Source organism: Corynebacterium variabile (assembly GCF_006539825.1).
In the GTDB taxonomy this organism is placed as follows: domain Bacteria; phylum Actinomycetota; class Actinomycetes; order Mycobacteriales; family Mycobacteriaceae; genus Corynebacterium; species Corynebacterium variabile.
Window position 1 is genome coordinate 34,588 of the sequence record NZ_BJNT01000008.1, and the last position, 18,161, is coordinate 52,748.

At 66.5% G+C, this 18,161-nt stretch carries 13 protein-coding genes; 7 read left to right on the plus strand and 6 right to left on the minus strand.

What is annotated here, in order from left to right:
* Positions 1 to 89 precede the first annotated feature (89 nt).
* From purL to CVA01_RS05585, 6 genes are all read right to left on the minus strand, one after another.
* Positions 90 to 2,441, minus strand: coding sequence for a phosphoribosylformylglycinamidine synthase subunit PurL (gene purL, locus CVA01_RS05560; RefSeq protein ID WP_141329269.1), 2,352 nt, complete (start codon positions 2,439 to 2,441; stop codon positions 90 to 92).
* A 27-nt stretch (positions 2,442 to 2,468) separates the two neighbouring features.
* Entirely contained in the window at positions 2,469 to 3,140 is a 672-nt protein-coding gene (gene purQ, locus CVA01_RS05565) for a phosphoribosylformylglycinamidine synthase subunit PurQ (RefSeq protein ID WP_141329271.1), read from the minus strand.
* Positions 3,140 to 3,394, minus strand: a complete 255-nt coding sequence (gene purS / locus CVA01_RS05570) for a phosphoribosylformylglycinamidine synthase subunit PurS (RefSeq protein WP_014009104.1) — start codon at positions 3,392 to 3,394, stop codon at positions 3,140 to 3,142. The genes purQ and purS overlap by 1 nt, the downstream gene beginning before the upstream one ends.
* A gap of 175 nt (positions 3,395 to 3,569) precedes the next feature.
* The gene (locus tag CVA01_RS05575) at positions 3,570 to 5,003 is read right to left on the minus strand and encodes a cation:dicarboxylate symporter family transporter (protein ID WP_141329273.1); all 1,434 of its coding nucleotides are present in this window, start codon (positions 5,001 to 5,003) and stop codon (positions 3,570 to 3,572) included.
* Positions 5,004 to 5,217: 214 nt separating this feature from the next.
* Positions 5,218 to 7,404, minus strand: coding sequence for a S9 family peptidase (locus tag CVA01_RS05580; protein WP_141329275.1), 2,187 nt, complete (start codon positions 7,402 to 7,404; stop codon positions 5,218 to 5,220).
* A 45-nt stretch (positions 7,405 to 7,449) separates the two neighbouring features.
* The gene (locus tag CVA01_RS05585; protein ID WP_041629802.1) at positions 7,450 to 8,349 is read right to left on the minus strand and encodes a phosphoribosylaminoimidazolesuccinocarboxamide synthase; all 900 of its coding nucleotides are present in this window, start codon (positions 8,347 to 8,349) and stop codon (positions 7,450 to 7,452) included.
* 242 nt (positions 8,350 to 8,591) lie between these two features.
* Between CVA01_RS05585 and CVA01_RS05590 the strand changes: the two genes are divergently transcribed.
* The 7 genes from CVA01_RS05590 to CVA01_RS05620 all read left to right on the plus strand — a co-directional run bounded on the left by CVA01_RS05590 (position 8,592) and on the right by CVA01_RS05620 (position 18,037).
* Entirely contained in the window at positions 8,592 to 10,265 is a 1,674-nt protein-coding gene (locus CVA01_RS05590) for a peptide ABC transporter substrate-binding protein (RefSeq protein WP_141329277.1), read from the plus strand.
* A gap of 1 nt (position 10,266) precedes the next feature.
* Positions 10,267 to 11,193 carry an ABC transporter permease gene (locus tag CVA01_RS05595; protein WP_014009099.1) on the plus strand — a complete coding sequence of 309 codons (927 nt, stop codon included), beginning with the start codon at positions 10,267 to 10,269 and terminating at the stop codon, positions 11,191 to 11,193.
* Positions 11,186 to 12,154 carry an ABC transporter permease gene (locus tag CVA01_RS05600; RefSeq protein ID WP_141329279.1) on the plus strand — a complete coding sequence of 323 codons (969 nt, stop codon included), beginning with the start codon at positions 11,186 to 11,188 and terminating at the stop codon, positions 12,152 to 12,154. The genes CVA01_RS05595 and CVA01_RS05600 overlap by 8 nt, the downstream gene beginning before the upstream one ends.
* Complete coding sequence (locus CVA01_RS05605) at positions 12,151 to 13,833, plus strand: dipeptide ABC transporter ATP-binding protein (RefSeq protein ID WP_141329281.1); 1,683 nt, start codon at positions 12,151 to 12,153, stop codon at positions 13,831 to 13,833. The genes CVA01_RS05600 and CVA01_RS05605 overlap by 4 nt, the downstream gene beginning before the upstream one ends.
* A 523-nt stretch (positions 13,834 to 14,356) precedes the next feature.
* Complete coding sequence (locus CVA01_RS05610; RefSeq protein WP_141329456.1) at positions 14,357 to 15,871, plus strand: MmgE/PrpD family protein; 1,515 nt, start codon at positions 14,357 to 14,359, stop codon at positions 15,869 to 15,871.
* Positions 15,871 to 16,794 (plus strand): methylisocitrate lyase, encoded by a 924-nt coding sequence (prpB, locus tag CVA01_RS05615; RefSeq protein ID WP_014009095.1) that lies wholly within the window; start codon positions 15,871 to 15,873, stop codon positions 16,792 to 16,794. Before CVA01_RS05610 ends, prpB begins: the two co-directional genes overlap by 1 nt.
* A gap of 88 nt (positions 16,795 to 16,882) precedes the next feature.
* Positions 16,883 to 18,037 (plus strand): bifunctional 2-methylcitrate synthase/citrate synthase, encoded by a 1,155-nt coding sequence (locus CVA01_RS05620; protein WP_141329283.1) that lies wholly within the window; start codon positions 16,883 to 16,885, stop codon positions 18,035 to 18,037.
* The last annotated feature ends 124 nt before the right edge of the window (positions 18,038 to 18,161 follow it).

Sequence of the window (18,161 nt, forward strand, 5' to 3'; positions counted from 1 at the left end):
TCAGAAAAACACTGTGTCCCCCGCGACGATAGTCGACACGGGGGGACACCGGGGCACGGGAGCGCGGGGAAGAATCCCCGTCAGGTGGTCTAGTCGACCACGGAGTTCGCTCCGACGGCGTGGCTGAACAGCCCCGGAAGGGTGCCCTCCCACGCGGACTTCGCCTCGGCGACCGGCAGGGTGAAGGACGCACCCTCGGTGGTCACCTCGATGACCTGACCCTCGACGTCGGTGGCGTCGCCGGAGACGACGGCCTTACCGAGGGTGACCACGGGCACACCGTTGGCGGCGAAGACGGACTCCGCCTCCGCGGCCTTGTCGGCGGCGACAGCCACGAGGACGCGGGACGCGGTCTCGGAGAACAGCGCGGTGAAGGTGTCTGCCACGGCATCGCCGGCAGCTGCGTCGGAGGCCAGCGACACAACCGGGTCGACGGACACGGCGGCACCGGCCTGGACGGCGAACTCGACGAGCGCCTGGGACAGGCCACCCTCGGAGAGGTCGTGGGCGGAAGCGACGGTGCCGCGCAGCGCGGACAGCGCCGCACCCAGCTTCTGCTCGTCGGCGAGGTCGACCTGCGGCGGCAGACCGGCGAGGGTGGAGTGGGCGACCTGCTGCCAGATGGAACCACCGAGCTCGTCGGCGGTGGCCTTACCGGCCAGCAGCAGGGTGTACTCCCCTGCCGGTGCCTGGGCCGGGATGCGGGTGGCGACGTCGTCGATGGTGCCGAGCACGGCGATGACCGGGGTCGGCAGGATCGGGTCGGAGCCGGTCTGGTTGTAGAAGGAGACGTTGCCGCCGGTGACCGGGATACCGAGCTCGGCGGCACCGTCGGCCAGACCGTGGACGGCCTCGCGGAACTGCCACATCACGCCGGCGTCCTCCGGGGAACCGAAGTTCAGGCAGTTGGACAGGGCGACCGGGGTCGCGCCGGTGACGGAGACGTTGCGGAACGCCTCGGCCAGGGCCAGGCGGGCGCCGGTGTTCGGGTCCAGCTTGGTGTACCGGCCGGAGGCGTCGGTGGCCACGGCGATGCCGCGTCCGGTCTCCTCGTCGATACGCAGGACGCCACCGTCGGCGTCCTTCGCCAGGACCGTGTTACCGCGGACGTAGCGGTCGTACTGCTCGGTGATGTACGCACGGGAGCACAGCGCGGGGCTTGCGGCGAGGTCGAGCACGGTCTGGCGCAGCTCATCGGCGGACGTCGGGCGGGCCAGATCAGGGGTCTCGTTGAGGGAGTCCTGGGTATCCGGCTTCGCGTAGGGGCGCTCGTAAACCGGGCCCTCGTCCGCCATGGAGGCGGCGTCGGCGTCGACGACGACCTCACCCTGGTGCTCGATGACGAGGTGCTCGCCGTCGGTGACCTCACCGAGGTCGGAGGCGATGACCTCCCACTTGGCGCAGATCTCCATGAAGGCGTCGACGTTGTCCGGCGTGACGACGGCCATCATGCGCTCCTGGGACTCCGAGGAGAGGATGTCCGCGGCGGACATGTTCTCGGCGCGCAGGTGCACATTGTCGAGGTTGATGTGCATGCCACCGTCACCGGCGGCGGCGAGCTCGGCGGTGGCGCAGGACAGGCCCGCACCGCCGAGGTCCTGGATACCGACGACCACACCGGCGTGGTAGAGGTCGAGGCAGCACTCGATGAGCACCTTCTCGGCGAAGGGGTCGCCGACCTGGACGGCGGGGAGCTTGCGCTCGGCGCCCTCCTCGAAAGTGTCGGAGGCGAGCACGGACACGCCGCCGATGCCGTCGAGACCGGTGCGGGAACCGAAGAGGATGACGCGGTTGCCGGTACCGGAGGCGAAGGCCAGCTTGAGGTCCTCGACCTTCAGCGTGCCGACACACAGGGCGTTGACCAGCGGGTTACCGGCGTAGGAGGCGTCGAAGACGGTCTCGCCGCCGAGGTTCGGCAGGCCGAGGCAGTTGCCGTAGCCGCCGACGCCGGCGACGACACCCGGCAGGACGCGCTGGGTGTCCGGGGCGTCTGCCGCACCGAAGCGCAGCTGGTCCATGACGGCGACGGGCCTCGCACCCATGGCCATGATGTCGCGGACGATGCCGCCGACGCCGGTGGCCGCACCCTGGTAGGGCTCGACGTAGGACGGGTGGTTGTGGGACTCGACCTTGAAGGTGACGGCGTTGCCGTCTCCGATGTCGATGACGCCGGCGTTCTCGCCGATGCCGGCGAGCATCTTGGACTGCATCTCCTCGGTGGTGGTCTCACCGAAGTAGCGCAGGTGGGTCTTGGAGGACTTGTAGGAGCAGTGCTCGGACCACATCACGGAGTACATGGCGAGCTCCGCGGCGGTGGGGCGGCGTCCGAGGATATCCCGGATGCGGCCGTACTCGTCCTCCTTGAGGCCGAGCTCGGCCCAGGGCTGCTCAAGATCCGGGGTGGCTACGGCGTTGGCGACGGTGTCGTTGTGGACAGTCATTGTTCTCCCTTGCGAAGACGCGGCGGATCAGGCGGCGACGGAGCCGACGGCGGACAGGAACAGCTGCAGACCGTCGAGCGACGGGCCGGTGAGATTCTCCACGGCGTGCTCAGGGTGCGGCATGAGGCCGACGACGCGGCCGTTCGCGGAGCTGACACCGGCGATGCCGTTGACCGAACCGTTGACGTTGTCGGTGTAGCGGAAGACCACGCGGCCCTCGGCCTCCAGCTCGGCGACGGTCTCGGCGGAGGCCTGGAAGCGTCCCTCACCGTGCTTGGACGGGATGAGGATCTTCTGACCCTCAGTGAAGGTGGAGGTCCAGGCGGTGGAAGTGTCGGCGACCTCGAGCCAGGCATCCGTGCAGTGGAAGTGCAGACCCTGGTTGCGGGTCAGGGCGCCGGGGAGCAGGCCCGCCTCGGTGAGGATCTGAAAGCCGTTGCAGATGCCCAGGACAGGCATGCCGGCGTTCGCACGCTCGACGACGGAGCGCATGACGGGAGCCTGGGCGGCGATGGCGCCGGAACGCAGGTAGTCACCGTAGGAGAAGCCACCGGGGACGACGACGGCGTCGACGTCCCTGAGGTCGGCGTCCGCGTGCCACAGGCTGACGGCCTCGGCACCGGCGATGGTCACGGCGCGGGCCGCGTCGACATCGTCGAGGGTGCCGGGGAAGGTGATGACACCGATACGGGCTGCCATTACTTGTTCTCCCCGGCGAGCTCGGCGGTGACGACCTCGTAGTCCTCGATGACGGTGTTCGCCAGCAGGGTGGAGGCGATCCGGTCGAGGTCCTCGGCGGTCACGGTGCCGTCGACCTCGAGCTCGAAGCGCTTGCCCTGGCGCACGTCAGCGACTCCACTGACGCCGATGCGTCCCAGGGCTCGGACGACGGCCTGGCCCTGGGGGTCCAGGATCTCCGCCTTCGGCATGACATTGACTACGACTCGGGCCACGGTGATTCTCTCCATAAGTCTGGGTTGGTGATCTGGGGTGGGCGATCTGGGTTGCTGAACAGGCACAACCTTACCGGTTGGCCCGGACAGAGCGAACCGGGGCCGTCCCCTGCTCCCGTGGGCTCACAGGAGGGTGGGGACGACCCCGGTTCAGCGGGTCGCACTGCAGGTCAGGTCAGGGCTTCCAGATCTCGGTCTGGGGTTCCTGGACCGCCGGCTGCGGGTTGGCACCGACGAAAGCCTCGACCGGCGTCTGCTCCGCGACTTCACTCGAGGTGTATTCCACCTTGCGGTCGAGGACATCGTGGGCACGCTGCAGGTCGATGGACTTCGTCCACTTGCCGACAAGGAAGGTGGCGACCGCGTTACCGGTGAAGTTCGTCAGCGACCGGGCCTCCGACATGAACTTGTCGATACCGAGGATCGTGTCCACACCGGAGAGCATCTGCGGCTCGTGCGCCTGCAGACCTGCGGCCAGGGTCGCGATACCTGCACCGGAGACGCCTGCAGCACCCTTGGACGCGATGATCATGATGATCATGAGGCTGACCTGCTCACCGATGCTCATCGGCATGTCCATCGCCTCGGCGATGAAGATCGAAGACATGGTGAGGTAGATCGCGGTGCCGTCCAGGTTGAAGGAGTAGCCGGTCGGCACGACGATGCCGACAGTGGACTTGTCCACACCGGCGAAGCCCATCTTGTCGATGAGCTGCGGCAGCGCGGACTCGGAGGACGAGGTGCCGAAGATGAGCAGGTACTCGCTGCCGAGGTAGCGCAGCAGCTTGAAGATGCTGAGCCCGGTCACGGTCTTGAGCATCGTGCCCAGCACCATCGTGATGAAGAGGATGCAGGTGATCCAGAACGCGAGCATGAGCTTCATCAGGCTCCAGACGGCGTCCATACCGGTCTCGCCGACGACACCGGCCATCGCGCCGAAGGCACCGATCGGGGCGACCCACAGAACCATCGCCATGACCTTGAAGACGACCTGCTGACCGAGCTCCACGGCGTAGAGCACCGGGCCGGCGACCTTGTTCGGCATGGCCTGGACGGCGAAACCGACGAGCAGAGCGATGAACAGGGCCTGCAGGATCTCGCCGGAAGTCAGGGAGGACACCATGGTGTCCGGGATGATCTCCTCGATAATCCCCTGGACACCGTCACTCTTCTGCTCGCCGCCCGGGTACTTGTCGGAGTCACCCGGGGCGATGCTCAGCCCATTGCCCGGGTCAAGGAGGTTGCCCACGAGCAGGCCGATGGCCAGGGCGAAGGTCGACATAATGATGAAGTAGACCAGGGCCATGCCGCCGGCCTTACCCACTGTCGCTGCTTCACGGACATGACCGACGCCGACGACGATAGTGCAGAAGATGATCGGCGCGATCATCATCTTGATCAGGTTGACGAACATCGTTCCGAGGAACTTGACGTTCGATGCCACGCCCGGGGCAACGAGCCCCAGGATGACGCCCGCGACAATCGCGATGATGACGGTGATGTAGAGCCACTGGCTCTTGTTGATCTTCTTCTTCGGCTTCACTGCCGGTGATGCGGCGGCGGAGGACGCGGTGGTGGCGTCCTGTTCCGGAGACTCTTGACTGCTCATAGTCGCAAGAATCTACCCCCGTCCGACCCCCTCTCCAAAAGATTCTTCCTCGGTTCCGTACCGGTCCCCCCGCCGATCAGGTATGGGCACGATCACACCACCTCACATGAACGATATTCACTCACATCGTTATCCCAGTATATGGTCATAAACTGGTCAGAACGTGAAACCCGGTGTCCGCCAGGCGGACACCGGGGGTGATTCAGGCAGATCCTCAGAGACGTTCGGTGGCACCCATCAGGTCCAGTTCCCAGGCGATCTCGAAGGAAGTCTGGTGCCACTTGGCGTAGCGTCCGGACACTCCCCCGTGCCCGGAAGACATGTCGGTCTTCAGCAGGATCTCCCCGGACTCCGGCAACGCCGTCTCCCGCAGTTTCGCCACCCACTTGCTCGGCTCCACGTAGAGCACGCGCGTGTCGTTGAAGCCGCTGACCGCGAGGATCGACGGGTACTTCTGCGCCGTCACATTCTCGTAGGGCGCGTAGGTCGCCATGTAGTCGTACACCCCGGCATCGTGGTACGGGTCTCCCCATTCCTCCCACTCGGTGACGGTCAGCGGCAGCTCGGGCATGAGGATCGAGGTCAGCGGATCCACGAACGGCACCACGGCCTCGATTCCGACGAACCGGTCCGGGGCCATGTTCGCCACCGCGCCCATGAGCAGGCCACCGGCGGACCCGCCCTCGGCGACCATCCGCTCGCGGGTCGTCATCCCGGCGGCGATCAGGTTGTCGGCCACGTCGATGAAGTCGGTGAAGGTCGTCTTCTTGTGCAGTTCCTTGCCCTGCTCATACCAGGCACGGCCCATCTCGCCACCGCCACGGACGTGCGCGACGGCGTAGACCACGCCGCGGTCCAGCATCGACAGGCGGAACACCGAGAAATACGGGTCCATGCAGGCCTCGTAGGAGCCGTAGCCGTAGAGCAGCACGGGATTGACCCGGTCCAGCGGCACATCGGTGCGGTGGATCAGCGAGACCGGGATGTCCGCACCGTCGGTGGCGGTCACCCAGCGGCGGGACGCCGTGTACAGCGACAGATCCACATCACCGAGGACCTCCTGCTGCTTGCGCAGCGTCCGCTCGCCGGACGCCAGGTCGATCTCCCACACCTGCCCCGGGGTGACGTAACTGGTGTAGCTGACCCGGAGCACCGGGGACTCCCACTCCGCGTTCCCGGTACTGCCGGCGGAGTACAGCTCCTCGTCGAAGGTGATGGGTTCGAAAGTGCCCCAGCCCGTGGCGTCCTCACCGTCACTACCGCCGAGCATCATCAGCGAGAGCTTCTCGATGGCGTCGTCGCGGGTGGCGAGCACGATGTGGTCGGCGAAGACATCCACACCTTCGACACGACGGTCGTCACGGTGCTCCACCATGACCGTCAGCGCGTCCAGATCGATGATCGGACCGACCGGGCAGCGTCCCAGCTCGCCGTTGGGCCGCTTGTCGAGCGAGTCGTGGAGCACCAGCCAGTGGTCCTCCCCACCGACGACCGCATGGTCGACGTCGTACTGCACACCCTGTTCCCGCGGGCGGATGCAGGTCAGCTCACCGTCGGCGTTCTCCCCGTCGGCGCCGAGATCGAGGTACCAGGACTCACTGGTCGTCTTCGAGGCCGCGGAGACCAGCAGGAACCGCTCGGAGCGGGTCACCCCGACCCCGACCCAGTAGTGCTCGTCCTCCTCCCGGAAGATGCAGACGTCCTCACTGACCGGGCTGCCGATATGGTGACGCCACACCTCGTGGGGACGCCAGGCCTCGTCCACCCGCTGGTAGAAGAGATAGTCGTCGCCGACCCACGTCGCGCCGGAGGAGATACCGGGGATCTCGTCGTCCAGCAGTTCCCCCGCGGCGAGATCCTTGATCCGCAGATCATAACGCTCGTCGCCGGCCAGGTCGACGGAGTACGCGAGGTAACGGCCGTCGAGAGTCACGCTCGTCGCACCGAGACTGAAGAATTCGTGGCCCTCGGCGAGCTCATTGCTGTCGAGGATGACCTCCTCATCCGGCGCCGGTTCCCCCGGCACAATCTCGGGCGGGGTCCACGGGGTGGCGTCATCGACAGGGATACGGCTGGAGATGCCGTAGCTCTTGCCCTCCTCGGTGCGGGAGAAGTACCAGTAGCGCCCGGCGCGGACCGGCAGGGACATGTCGGTCTCGCGGATACGCTCCTTCACCTCGCCGAAGATGGCGTCCTCCAGCGGCTTGAGGTGGGCAGTGCGTGCGTCGGTGAAGGCGTTCTCCGCCTCGAGGTACTCGCGGACCGCCGGGTTCTCCTTCTCCCGGAGCCACTCGTAGTCGTCGTGGAACTCACGGCCGTGGAAGGAGCGGGTGTGCGGGATCTTCGCGGCGACCGGGGGAAGAGCCGCCACGGTCGCGGGCATCGGAGTGTCTGAATCCATGACGCCCGATCGTAGCCGCGACGAGTGGTGTGGGCAGCAGCAGGCTCAGTAGCCCGCGCAGGTGCCGATCCAGTCGGCGAAGCGGTTGCCGGAGATCCGCTCGTAGGCCTCGATGTAACGCTCGCGGGTGGCCTCGACGACCGAACCGGGCAGCTCCGGCGGCGGGGTCTGGGACTTGATGTCCCAGCCGGACTTCGGGCCGGTCAGCCAGTTGCGCACGTACTGCTTGTCGAAGCTGGGCTGGACCTTGCCCTCCTCGTAGGTGTCCGCCGGCCAGTAGCGGGAGGAGTCCGGGGTGAGGACCTCGTCGCCGAGGACCAGGTTGCCCTCGGCGTCCAGACCGAACTCGAACTTCGTGTCGGCGAGGATGATGCCGTGCTCGGCGGCGATGGCCGCAGCCTGGCTGTAGATGCTGATGGACGCCTCGCGCAACTGCTCGGCGCGCTCCTGCCCCAGGTCAGCGACGACCCGGTCGAAGGAGACGTTCTCGTCGTGGTCACCGATCTCAGCCTTGGTGGCCGGGGTGAAGAGCGGCTCCGGCAGCTTGGACGCCTCGGTGAGACCCTCGGGCAGCTCGACACCGCAGACGGTGCCGTTCTCCCGGTACTCCTTGAGCCCGGACCCGGTGAGGTAGCCGCGGACGACGCACTCGAAGGGGAGCATCTCCAGCTTGCGGCAGACCATTGCCCGCCCGAGGACCTTCTCCGGGATCCGCTCATCGTCGGCGGAACCGGCGAGGTGGTTCGGGAAGTCCAGGGCGTCGAAGAAGAAGTCGCTCATCGCGGTGAGGACGCGTCCCTTGTCAGGGATGTCGGTGTCCAGGACGTAGTCGTAGGCGGAGATCCGGTCGGTGGCCACCATGAGGAGGGTGGCGTCGTCGATCTCGTAGATCTCGCGCACTTTACCTGCGGAAAAGTGCGTGTACTCGGACAAGTCAGGTCGCATGGGGGCACAGTTTAGCCCCCATGCCAGCCGATCTCCACGTGGCCACCCCACAGCCGGGTGGCAGACATCACACGGCCTACGCCGGGCGTCTTCCCGGATGAATATCCGGTGCACCCCTGGTAACTCTAAAGTAACTGTGGTCCGGATCTCACGACCCCGGTCGTCGTGATCCAGCAACCAGATGTCCCCGACCGTCTCCATCGGCCCCGGGCCCCCTACCCCTTCTGACGAAAGGCACCGACATGAGCCGCACCAGGCTCCCCGGTCACATACCCCGCGTCATCTCGGCACTGCTCACCAGCGTGGCCGTGGTCTTCGGCCTCACCGCCTGTATGAACGACAACTCCAAGGTGCCGGACGACTACATCACCTTCTTCGGTGGTGAGCCGCAGAACCCCTTGATCCCGACCAACACCCAGGAGATCAACGGCGGCCAGGTGATCGAGAACCTCTTCACCGGCCTCGCCCGGTACACCCCGGAGGGCGAAGCACGCAACGCGGTCGCTGAATCGATCACCCCGAACGAAAACTCGACCTCCTTCCGCATCAAGCTGCGGGACTGGAGCTTCACCAACGGTGAGAAGATCACCTCGGACTCCTTCATCGACGCCTGGAACTGGGCCGTCGACCCGGCCAATGCCCAGCTGCAGTCCGCCTTCTTCGCCCCGATCAAGGGTTACACCGAGGTCGCCGGGGAGACGGACGCCGACGGCAACGTCATCACCGAACCCACCGCAGACACCATGTCCGGCCTGACGAAGATCAGCGACACCGAATTCACCGTCACGCTCTCCGCGCCGGACTCGACCTTCCCGCTGCTGCTCGGCTACTCCTCCTTCGTCCCGCTGCCCTCGGTCTTCTTCGACGACCCGAAGAGCTTCGGCGAGCACCCGGTCGGCAACGGCCCGTACATGATGGACGGCCAGGACGCCTGGCAGCACAACATCGCGATCTCCCTGAAGAAGAACCCGGACTACCCCGGTGAGGACGTCCCGAAGAACCCGGGCATCGCCTTCATCATGTACTCCTCCCCCACCACGGCCTACGCCGACCTGCAGTCCGGCGACCTCGACCACATGCGGGAGACTGTCGCCCCTGAGGCCTACCCGACCTACACCGAAGACTTCCCGGACTCCCACGACGACAAGCCGTACGCGGCAATCCAGAACTTCACCATCCCGGAGAACCTGCCCGGCTTCGCCACGGATGAGGAGGGACGCCTGCGCCGTGCGGCGATCTCCATGTCCATCGACCGGCAGCTGATCATCGACAAGGTGTACTTCGGCGCCCGCCAGATCGCCGAGGACTTCGGCGCCCCGACCCTGGCCGGCGGTCTGCCGGAAATCAAGGGCAAGGAGGTCCTGACGTACCAGCCGGAGAAGGCGAAGGAGCTGTGGGAGGAGGCGAACAAGATCAACCCGTGGGGCGGTCAGAAGTTCCAGATCGCCTACAACTCCGACGGCGGCCACCAGCAGTGGGTGGAGGCGGTGACCAACAGCGTCCGCCAGAACCTGGGCATCAATGCCACCGGCAAGGCCTACCCGACGTTCAAGGCCATGCGTGACGACGTCGTCAACGGCACCGTCGGCGCGGCTTTCCGCTCCGGCTGGAACGCCGACTACCCGTCCATCGCGTCCTTCCTCGTCTCGAACTACCGCACCGGCGATTCCGCCAATGACGGCGACTACTCCAACAAGGACTTCGACAAGCTCCTGGCCGAGGCTGCGGCACAGTCCAGCCCCGAAGAGGCACAGCCGATCTACAACGACGCGCAGGAGATCCTCATGCAGGACCTGCCGCAGATCCCACTGTGGTACTACTCCGCCTCCACCGCCTGGAACCCGGACCTGAAGAACGTCGAGTCCGGTTGGCTCGGCATGCCCGTGTACACCGAGATCACCAAGGATGTGAACTGACATGTGGTGGTATCTCGGTAAACGACTCCTCCAGCTCATCCCCGTCTTCCTCGGGGCCACTTTCCTCATCTACGCGATGGTCTTCCTCACCCCGGGTGATCCTGTCCTGGCCCTGGCCGGCGACAAGGCCGCCGACCCGGCGGTGCTGGAGTCCATCCGCGAGCAGTACCACCTCGACAAGCCCTTCATCGTCCAGTACCTCATGTACCTCGGCGGTATCTTCCAGGGCGATCTGGGCCTCACCTTCTCCGGACGCGAGGTCACCACGGTGCTCGCCGAGGCCTTCCCGATCACCATCCGGCTGGCCCTGATGGCTCTGGTCATCGAGACCGTCTTCGGTGTCGGCTTCGGTGTCGTCGCCGGTCTGAAGAAGGGCGGCTGGTTCGACTCGACCCTCCTGGTCGTCTCCCTGATCATCATCGCGATCCCGATCTTCGTGCTCGGCTTCGTCGGCCAGTTCCTCTTCGGTATCCAGTGGGGCATTGTCCCACCGACCGTCGGCTCCCACGGGTCCTTCACGAGACTCCTGTTGCCCGCGTTCGTGCTGGGACTGGTCTCCTTCGCCTACGTCCTGAGACTCACCCGGTCCGAGGTCGCGCAGAACCTGCGCGCCGACTACGTCCGCACCGCCTCGGCCCGCGGTCTGTCCCGGCCGAAGGTCATCGCCGCGCATGTGCTGCGTAACTCGCTCATCCCGGTCGTCACCTTCATCGGCGCCGACTTCGCCGCCCTGCTCGGTGGCGCGATCGTCACCGAGGGCATCTTCAACATCCACGGTGTCGGCGGACTGCTCTTCGAGGCGGTGAAGCTCGGGGAATCCCCGACGGTGGTCTCCGTGGTCACCGTCCTGGTGATCATCTTCGTGCTCTCCAACCTCATCATCGACCTGCTCTACGCCCTGCTCGACCCGAGGATCCGCTATGCCTGATTCCACGAACAAGAACACACGCCCCACGCCCCTCGACCGTGACGGCCGCTGGGTCGCCGAGGTCGAGACCACCGACGTCCTGACCCGCGACCAGCTCCTGCCCGACGAGGCTCCCCGCGGTATCTGGGGATCGGCCTGGATCAACCTGCGTCGCCGACCCATGTTCTGGGTCTCCGTCGTCATCATCGCCCTGGTCCTGCTGGTCGCCCTGTTCCCGGGACTGTTCTCCGGGACCGACCCGCGGGCCGCGAACCTCGAGGACTCCCTCGAGGGCGCCCGCTCCGGCCATCCCTTCGGCTTCACGCAGCAGGGGTATGACGTCTACGCCCGCACCATCTACGGTGCCCGCGCGTCCATCGCGACCGGTGTCCTCACGACGCTGGCCGTGACCGTTCTGGGCATCATCGTCGGAGCGGTCGCCGGCTACTTCGGTGGTTGGGTGGACGCGGTCCTCTCCCGCCTCACCGACATCTTCTTCGCCATCCCGCTGCTGCTCGCCGGCATCGTGCTGATGCAGGCCTTCGACGTGCGCACCACCTGGACCGTGGTCCTGGTGCTCTCGCTGTTCGGCTGGCCGCAGATGGCCCGCATGGTCCGTGGCGCGGTGATGCAGACGAAGAACAACGACTACGTCCAGGCGTCTCGCGCCCTGGGACTGTCGAGAACCGGCATTCTCGTGAAGCACATCCTGCCGAACTGTCTGGCGCCGATCATCGTCATGACGACGACCAACCTGGGCATCTACATCGTCGCCGAGGCGACACTGTCCTACCTGGGCATCGGCCTTCCCCCGGAGACCGTCTCCTGGGGCAACGACATCTCCACCGCGCAGTCCACGCTGCGCGTCGCCCCGGAGATCCTGTTCTACCCGGCGGGCGCGCTGGCGATCACCGTGCTGGGATTCATGCTGCTCGGCGACACCCTCAAGGACGCCCTCGACCCGAAGGAGCGCACCCGATGAGTGACGCAACCTCTCCCCTGCTCTCCCTCCGCAACGTCGACATCGCCTTCGGTACGCGGAAGAACCCGCTGCCGACGGTCTTCGACGTCAACTTCGACATCTGGCCCGGCGAGACGGTCGCCGTGGTGGGCGAGTCCGGCTCGGGCAAGTCCACCACCGCGATGGGCATCATGGGGCTGCTGCCCGGTGGCGGCCAGGTCACCGACGGCACCATCACCTTCGACGGCCGCGACATCACCCACCTCTCCGAGCGTGAGTTCACCGGGATCCGCGGTTCCGAGGTCGGCCTGGTCCCCCAGGACCCGATGAGCAACCTCAACCCGGTGTGGAGCATCGGCCACCACATCAAGGAGGCGCTGAAGGCCAACAACGTCGCCTCCGGTTCCGCGGCGCACGACCGGGCCGTCGAGCTCATGGAGGAGGCCGGGCTCACCGAGGCAGACCGACGCATCGACCAGTTCCCGCACCAGTTCTCCGGTGGTCAGCGCCAGCGTGCACTCATCGCTTGTGGTCTGGCGGCGCGTCCGAAGCTCCTCATCGCCGATGAACCGACCTCCGCGCTCGACGTGACGGTCCAGCAGCAGATCCTCGACCACCTCCAGGAGCTGACCGAGGAGCTCGGCACCGCCGTGCTGCTGATCACCCACGACCTCGGCCTGGCGGCGGAGCGCGCCCAGCGCATCATCGTCATGAGCCAGGGCCGGATCGTGGAGGCTGGCCCGTCGCTGGAGATCCTGCAGAACCCGCAGCACCCGTACACGCAGAAGCTCGTCGCGTCCGCCCCGTCGGTCACTGCGCGTCGCATCGACCTGGACATCGAGGAACCCCTCCGGGATGCCGGGGAGGACGCTGCGGTGGACGCTGCGGATGAGGCGTCCCCCAACCTCATCGAGGTCTCCGGTCTGACGAAGATCTACCAGGTTCCCGGTGACAGGCCCTGGCGGAAGAAGGACTTCACCGCCGCCGAGGACGTGAACTTCTTCCTGCGCAGAGGCCATACACTCGCGCTCGTCGGCGAATCCGGCTCGGGCAAGTCCACAGTCGCGCAGATGGTGCTCGGTCTGCTGGAGCCGACCAGTGGCACGGTGACCTTCGACGGCACCGACATCACCCACCTGGACCGGGCCGGTGAACTGGCGTTCCGGCGCCGCGTCCAGCCGGTGTTCCAGAACCCCTACGGATCGGTGGACCCGATGTACTCGGTGTTCAACACCATCGCCGAGCCGCTGAAGATCCACAAGGTCGGTTCGAAGAAGGAGCAGGAGGCCCGCGTCCGCGAACTGCTGGACCTGGTGGCCATGCCGTCGTCGATGCTGGCCCGCTACCCCGGGGAGCTCTCCGGCGGTCAGCGTCAGCGTGTGTCGATCGCCCGTGCGCTGGCGCTGGGCCCGGAGGCACTGATCCTCGACGAGGCGGTCAGTGCGCTCGACGTGCTGGTGCAGTCCCAGGTGCTGTCCCTGCTCAATGATCTGCAGGAGGAGATGGGCCTGACTTATCTCTTCATCACCCACGATCTCGCGGTGGTCAAGCAGATCGCCGACGAGACGCTGGTCATGAAGTCCGGCCGGATCGTCGAGCGTGGGGAGACGGACGACCTGTTCGACAACCCTGAGCAGGAGTACACCCGTCGGCTCATCCAGTCGATCCCGGGTGGCACGCTGCCGCTGTACCAGGGTTAGTGCCGCGCCAGGTGCGACCCGGGGAGGGTGGAATCAGCCACCCTGACCACCCGGTCGGGTCGCACCGGCAGCGCAGGCTTTCCGACCTGGCTGCCGGCGGGCACCCCCGGTTGGTGATCACTCCCCTGCCAGGCATGTACCCGGTAGTTCGCCGTCGATACACTCATACCCGGCAGCCTGAGGGGGCGGGGATCGGGAAGACAGGACCGAGGGGCGGGTTGGTTCTTATACAGAACTACTGCTGAATCCACCACCCCCACGGGAAGAAAATCCGCAGATCGCCCGAAATCTTCGCGACGGCCACGCCCGGACGCACCACAGAAGCCTCCTCACCTGCACAGTTGCGGATTCCACTCCACATCACCATTCACCCACGAAAGTGTGTGATCAACCGCGTCACACCACAACGTGTGACAAACGCGTCACCCCCGCAATTACTTTCGTGAACATTTTCTCCGGGTCAGATGGAATAGTGGGACCCACATCACATCCTGTGTCCACTGTCACAAAGGAGATTCCCTCCGTGGAGAACCACATCGTCCGCGTCCACCCGTCCGCCGAAGACTTCCCCAAGAGCGAACACCTCGCGTGGAAGATCGCACAGGTCGCCGCTGACCCGGTGGCCGTGCCGACCGAGTCGGCGGATATGGCCGTGAACCGCATCATCGACAACGCCTCCGTCGCTGTCGCCTCCGTGCTGCGTCGCCCGCCGAGCACCGCCCGCTCCCAGGCCCTGTCCCGCCCGCAGACCCCCGGTTCCACCGTCTTCGGTGTCCCCGGCACCTTCGCCCCCGAGTGGGCCGCGCTGGCCAACGGCGTTGCTGTCCGTGAGCTGGACTACCACGACACCTTCCTCGCCGCCGAGTACTCCCACCCCGGCGACAACATCCCGCCGATCCTGGCCGTCGCCCAGCGTCAGGCCGCCGCCAAGGGCCTCACCGGTGAGGACCTCATCCGCGGTATCGTCACCGGCTACGAGATCCAGGTCGACCTGGTCAAGGGCATCTGCCTCCACGAGCACAAGATCGACCACGTCGCCCACCTCGGCCCGTCGGTCGCCGCCGGTCTCGGCGCGATGCTCAAGCTGGACCCGGAGACCATCTACCAGGCCATCGGCCAGGCTCTCCACACCACCACCGCCACCCGTCAGTCCCGCAAGGGCCTGATCAGCTCCTGGAAGGCCTTCGCCCCGGCCTTCGCCGGCAAGATGGCCATCGAGTCCGTCGACCGCGCACTGCGCGGCGAGGGTGCCCCGGCCCCGATCTGGGAGGGTGAGGACGGCTTCATCGCCTGGATGCTCGACGGCAAGGACGCCGAATACACCGTGCCGCTGCCCGCCGCCGGTGAGGGCAAGCGCGGCATCCTGGACACCTACACCAAGGAGCACTCCGCGGAGTACCAGTCCCAGGCCCCGATCGACCTGGCCTTCCGCCTGCGCAGCCAGATCAGCAGTCTCGACGACATCGAGTCGATCGTGCTGCACACCAGCCACCACACCCACTACGTCATCGGTACCGGTGCGAACGACCCGCAGAAGTTCGATCCGGACGCCTCCCGCGAGACCCTCGACCACTCGGTGATGTACATCTTCGCCGTGGCCCTCGAGGACGGCGTGTGGGACTACAACACCTCCTACTCCCCGGACCGCGCCCACACCGCGTCCACCATCGAGCTGTGGAACAAGATCTCCACCGTCGAGGACCCGGAGTGGACCCGTCGCTACCACTCCAACGACCCGCAGGTGAAGGCCTTCGGCGCCAAGGCTGTCGTCACCCTCAAGGACGGCACCGTCATCGAGGACGAGCTGGCCGTCGCCAACGCCCACCCGCTGGGCGAGCACCCCTTCGACCGCTCCCAGTACGAGGGCAAGTTCCGCAAGCTGGCCGATGGTCTTGTCGCCGAGAAGGAGCAGGAGCGCTTCCTGGAGGCCGCCCGCAACGCCGCGTCCCTCGGCGCCGATGAGCTCGACCAGCTCACCGTCACCTTCGATCCCGAGGTCCTGGCGAAGGCCCCGACCATCCCCGAGGGCATCCTCTGATGACGGGCCTGTACTCCAGCAACGTCACCCCGACCGACCGTCGCAGGGCTTTCCGCGCGTCGCTGAACGGCTCGGAGATCACCCGCCTGCCGGGTGCGTTCTCCCCGCTGGTCGCCCGCGCGATCCAGGAGAAGGGCTTCGAGGGTGTCTACGTCTCCGGTGCCGTCGTCGCCGCTGATCTGGCCCTGCCGGACATCGGGCTGACCACCCTGACCGAGGTCGCCGGCCGGGCACGCCAGATCGCCCGCGCCACTGACCTGCCGGTCCTGGTGGACGCCGACACGGGCTTCGGTGAGCCGATGTCCGCCGCCCGCACGATCTCGGAGTTCGAGGACGCCGGTGTCGCCGGCTGCCACCTCGAAGACCAGGTCAACCCGAAGCGCTGCGGTCACCTCGACGGCAAGGAGGTTGTCCCGACCGACGTCATGCTCCGCCGCATCGGTGCCGCCGTGAAGGAGCGCCGCGACGACCAGTTCGTCATCTGCGCCCGGACCGACGCCGCCGGAGTCGAGGGCATCGACTCCGCCATCGAGCGTGCCAAGGCCTACGCCGACGCCGGTGCGGACCTCATCTTCACCGAGGCCCTGCACACCCCGGAGGAGTTCGCGAAGTTCCGCGCCGCAGTGGACATCCCGCTGCTGGCGAACATGACCGAGTTCGGCAAGTCCGAGCTGTTGTCCGCCCGGGAGCTGGAGGATCTCGGCATGAACGCCGTGATCTACCCGGTGACCACCCTGCGTATCGCCATGGGCCAGGTCGAGGAAGCGCTCGGCGACATCGCCGAGACCGGCACGCAGAAGGAATGGCTGGAGCGCATGCAGCACCGTTCCCGTCTCTACGAACTGCTCCGTTACGACGAGTACAACGAGTTCGACCAGGGCGTCTTCACCTACTCCCGCGAGAGCTACGACCCCAGCAAGTAACAGCTGCCGGCAGGAGCCGGCAGTTACCAGCGCTGCCTGACCGGCACACGGCACCACAACCACACCCAACGGGGGACCACCCCACTCCATGAGAGGAGCCACTACCGTGAGCGAAGAGAACATCGACATCAAGAAGGGCCTCGCCGGCGTCGTCGTCGACTACACCGCCGTGTCCAAGGTCGTCCCGGAGACCAACTCCCTGACGTACCGCGGCTACCCGGTCCAGGAACTGGTCGCGAACTGCACCTTCGAGGATGTCGCCTACCTGCTGTGGAACGGCGAACTGCCGACCGTGGAGCAGAAGGCCGCCTTCGCGAAGACCGAGCGCTCCGAGCGTGAGGTCCCGCAGGCCCTGCTCGACATCATCGCCGGCCTCCCGGACGACTGCCACCCGATGGACGTCTGCCGCACCGCGGCGTCCTGGCTCGGAACCCAGGACCCCGAGGCCGACGACCACTCCGGCGACGGTGTCCGCCGCATCGGCCTGAGCCTGCTGGCGAAGATGCCGACCGTCATCGCCTGGGACATGCGCCGCCGTCGCGGCCAGAAATTCATCGCGCCGGACCCGGAGCGGTCCATCGCGGAGAACTACCTCTACATGGCCTTCGGTGACGAAGAGGGCTCCCCCGCCACCCACCCGGCGGACGTCGAGGCCTTCGACCAGTCCCTCACCCTCTACGCGGAGCACTCCTTCAACGCGTCCACCTTCACCGGCCGCGTCATCGCGTCCACCACCGCGGACACCTACTCCGCGGTCACCGGTGCGATCGGCGCGCTGAAGGGCCCGCTGCACGGTGGCGCCAACGAGGCCGTCATGCACAACTTCCTCGAGGTCGATGACCCGGCCAAGGCCGAGGAGTGGGTGCTGAACAAGGCCGACAACAAGGAGAAGATCATGGGCTTCGGTCACCGCGTGTACAAGCGCGGCGACTCCCGTGTCCCGTCGATGGAAGCCGCGATGCGCCGCACCGCCGCCAACCACGACGGCCAGAAGTGGGTCGACATGTACGAGAACATGCAGGCCGCGATGGACAAGCGCACCGGCATCCAGCCGAACCTGGACTTCCCGGCCGGTCCTACCTACTACATGCTCGGCATCGACATCCCGTTCTTCACCCCGATCTTCGTGATCGCCCGCGTGGTCGGCTGGACCGCCCACATCGCGGAGCAGAACGAGAGCAACGCCCTCATCCGCCCGCTGTCCGCCTACAACGGCGAGGCACAGCGGTCGGTTGAAGCCTGACCACTCCCCCTGCTCCACTGTCCGGTCCCCATGCCTGAGTAACCTGGGGAACGGATCGCACACCGCCCGCCCCGGCACCGGCACCACCCGGTCCAGTGCGGGCGGTTCGCGTACCACTCCACGC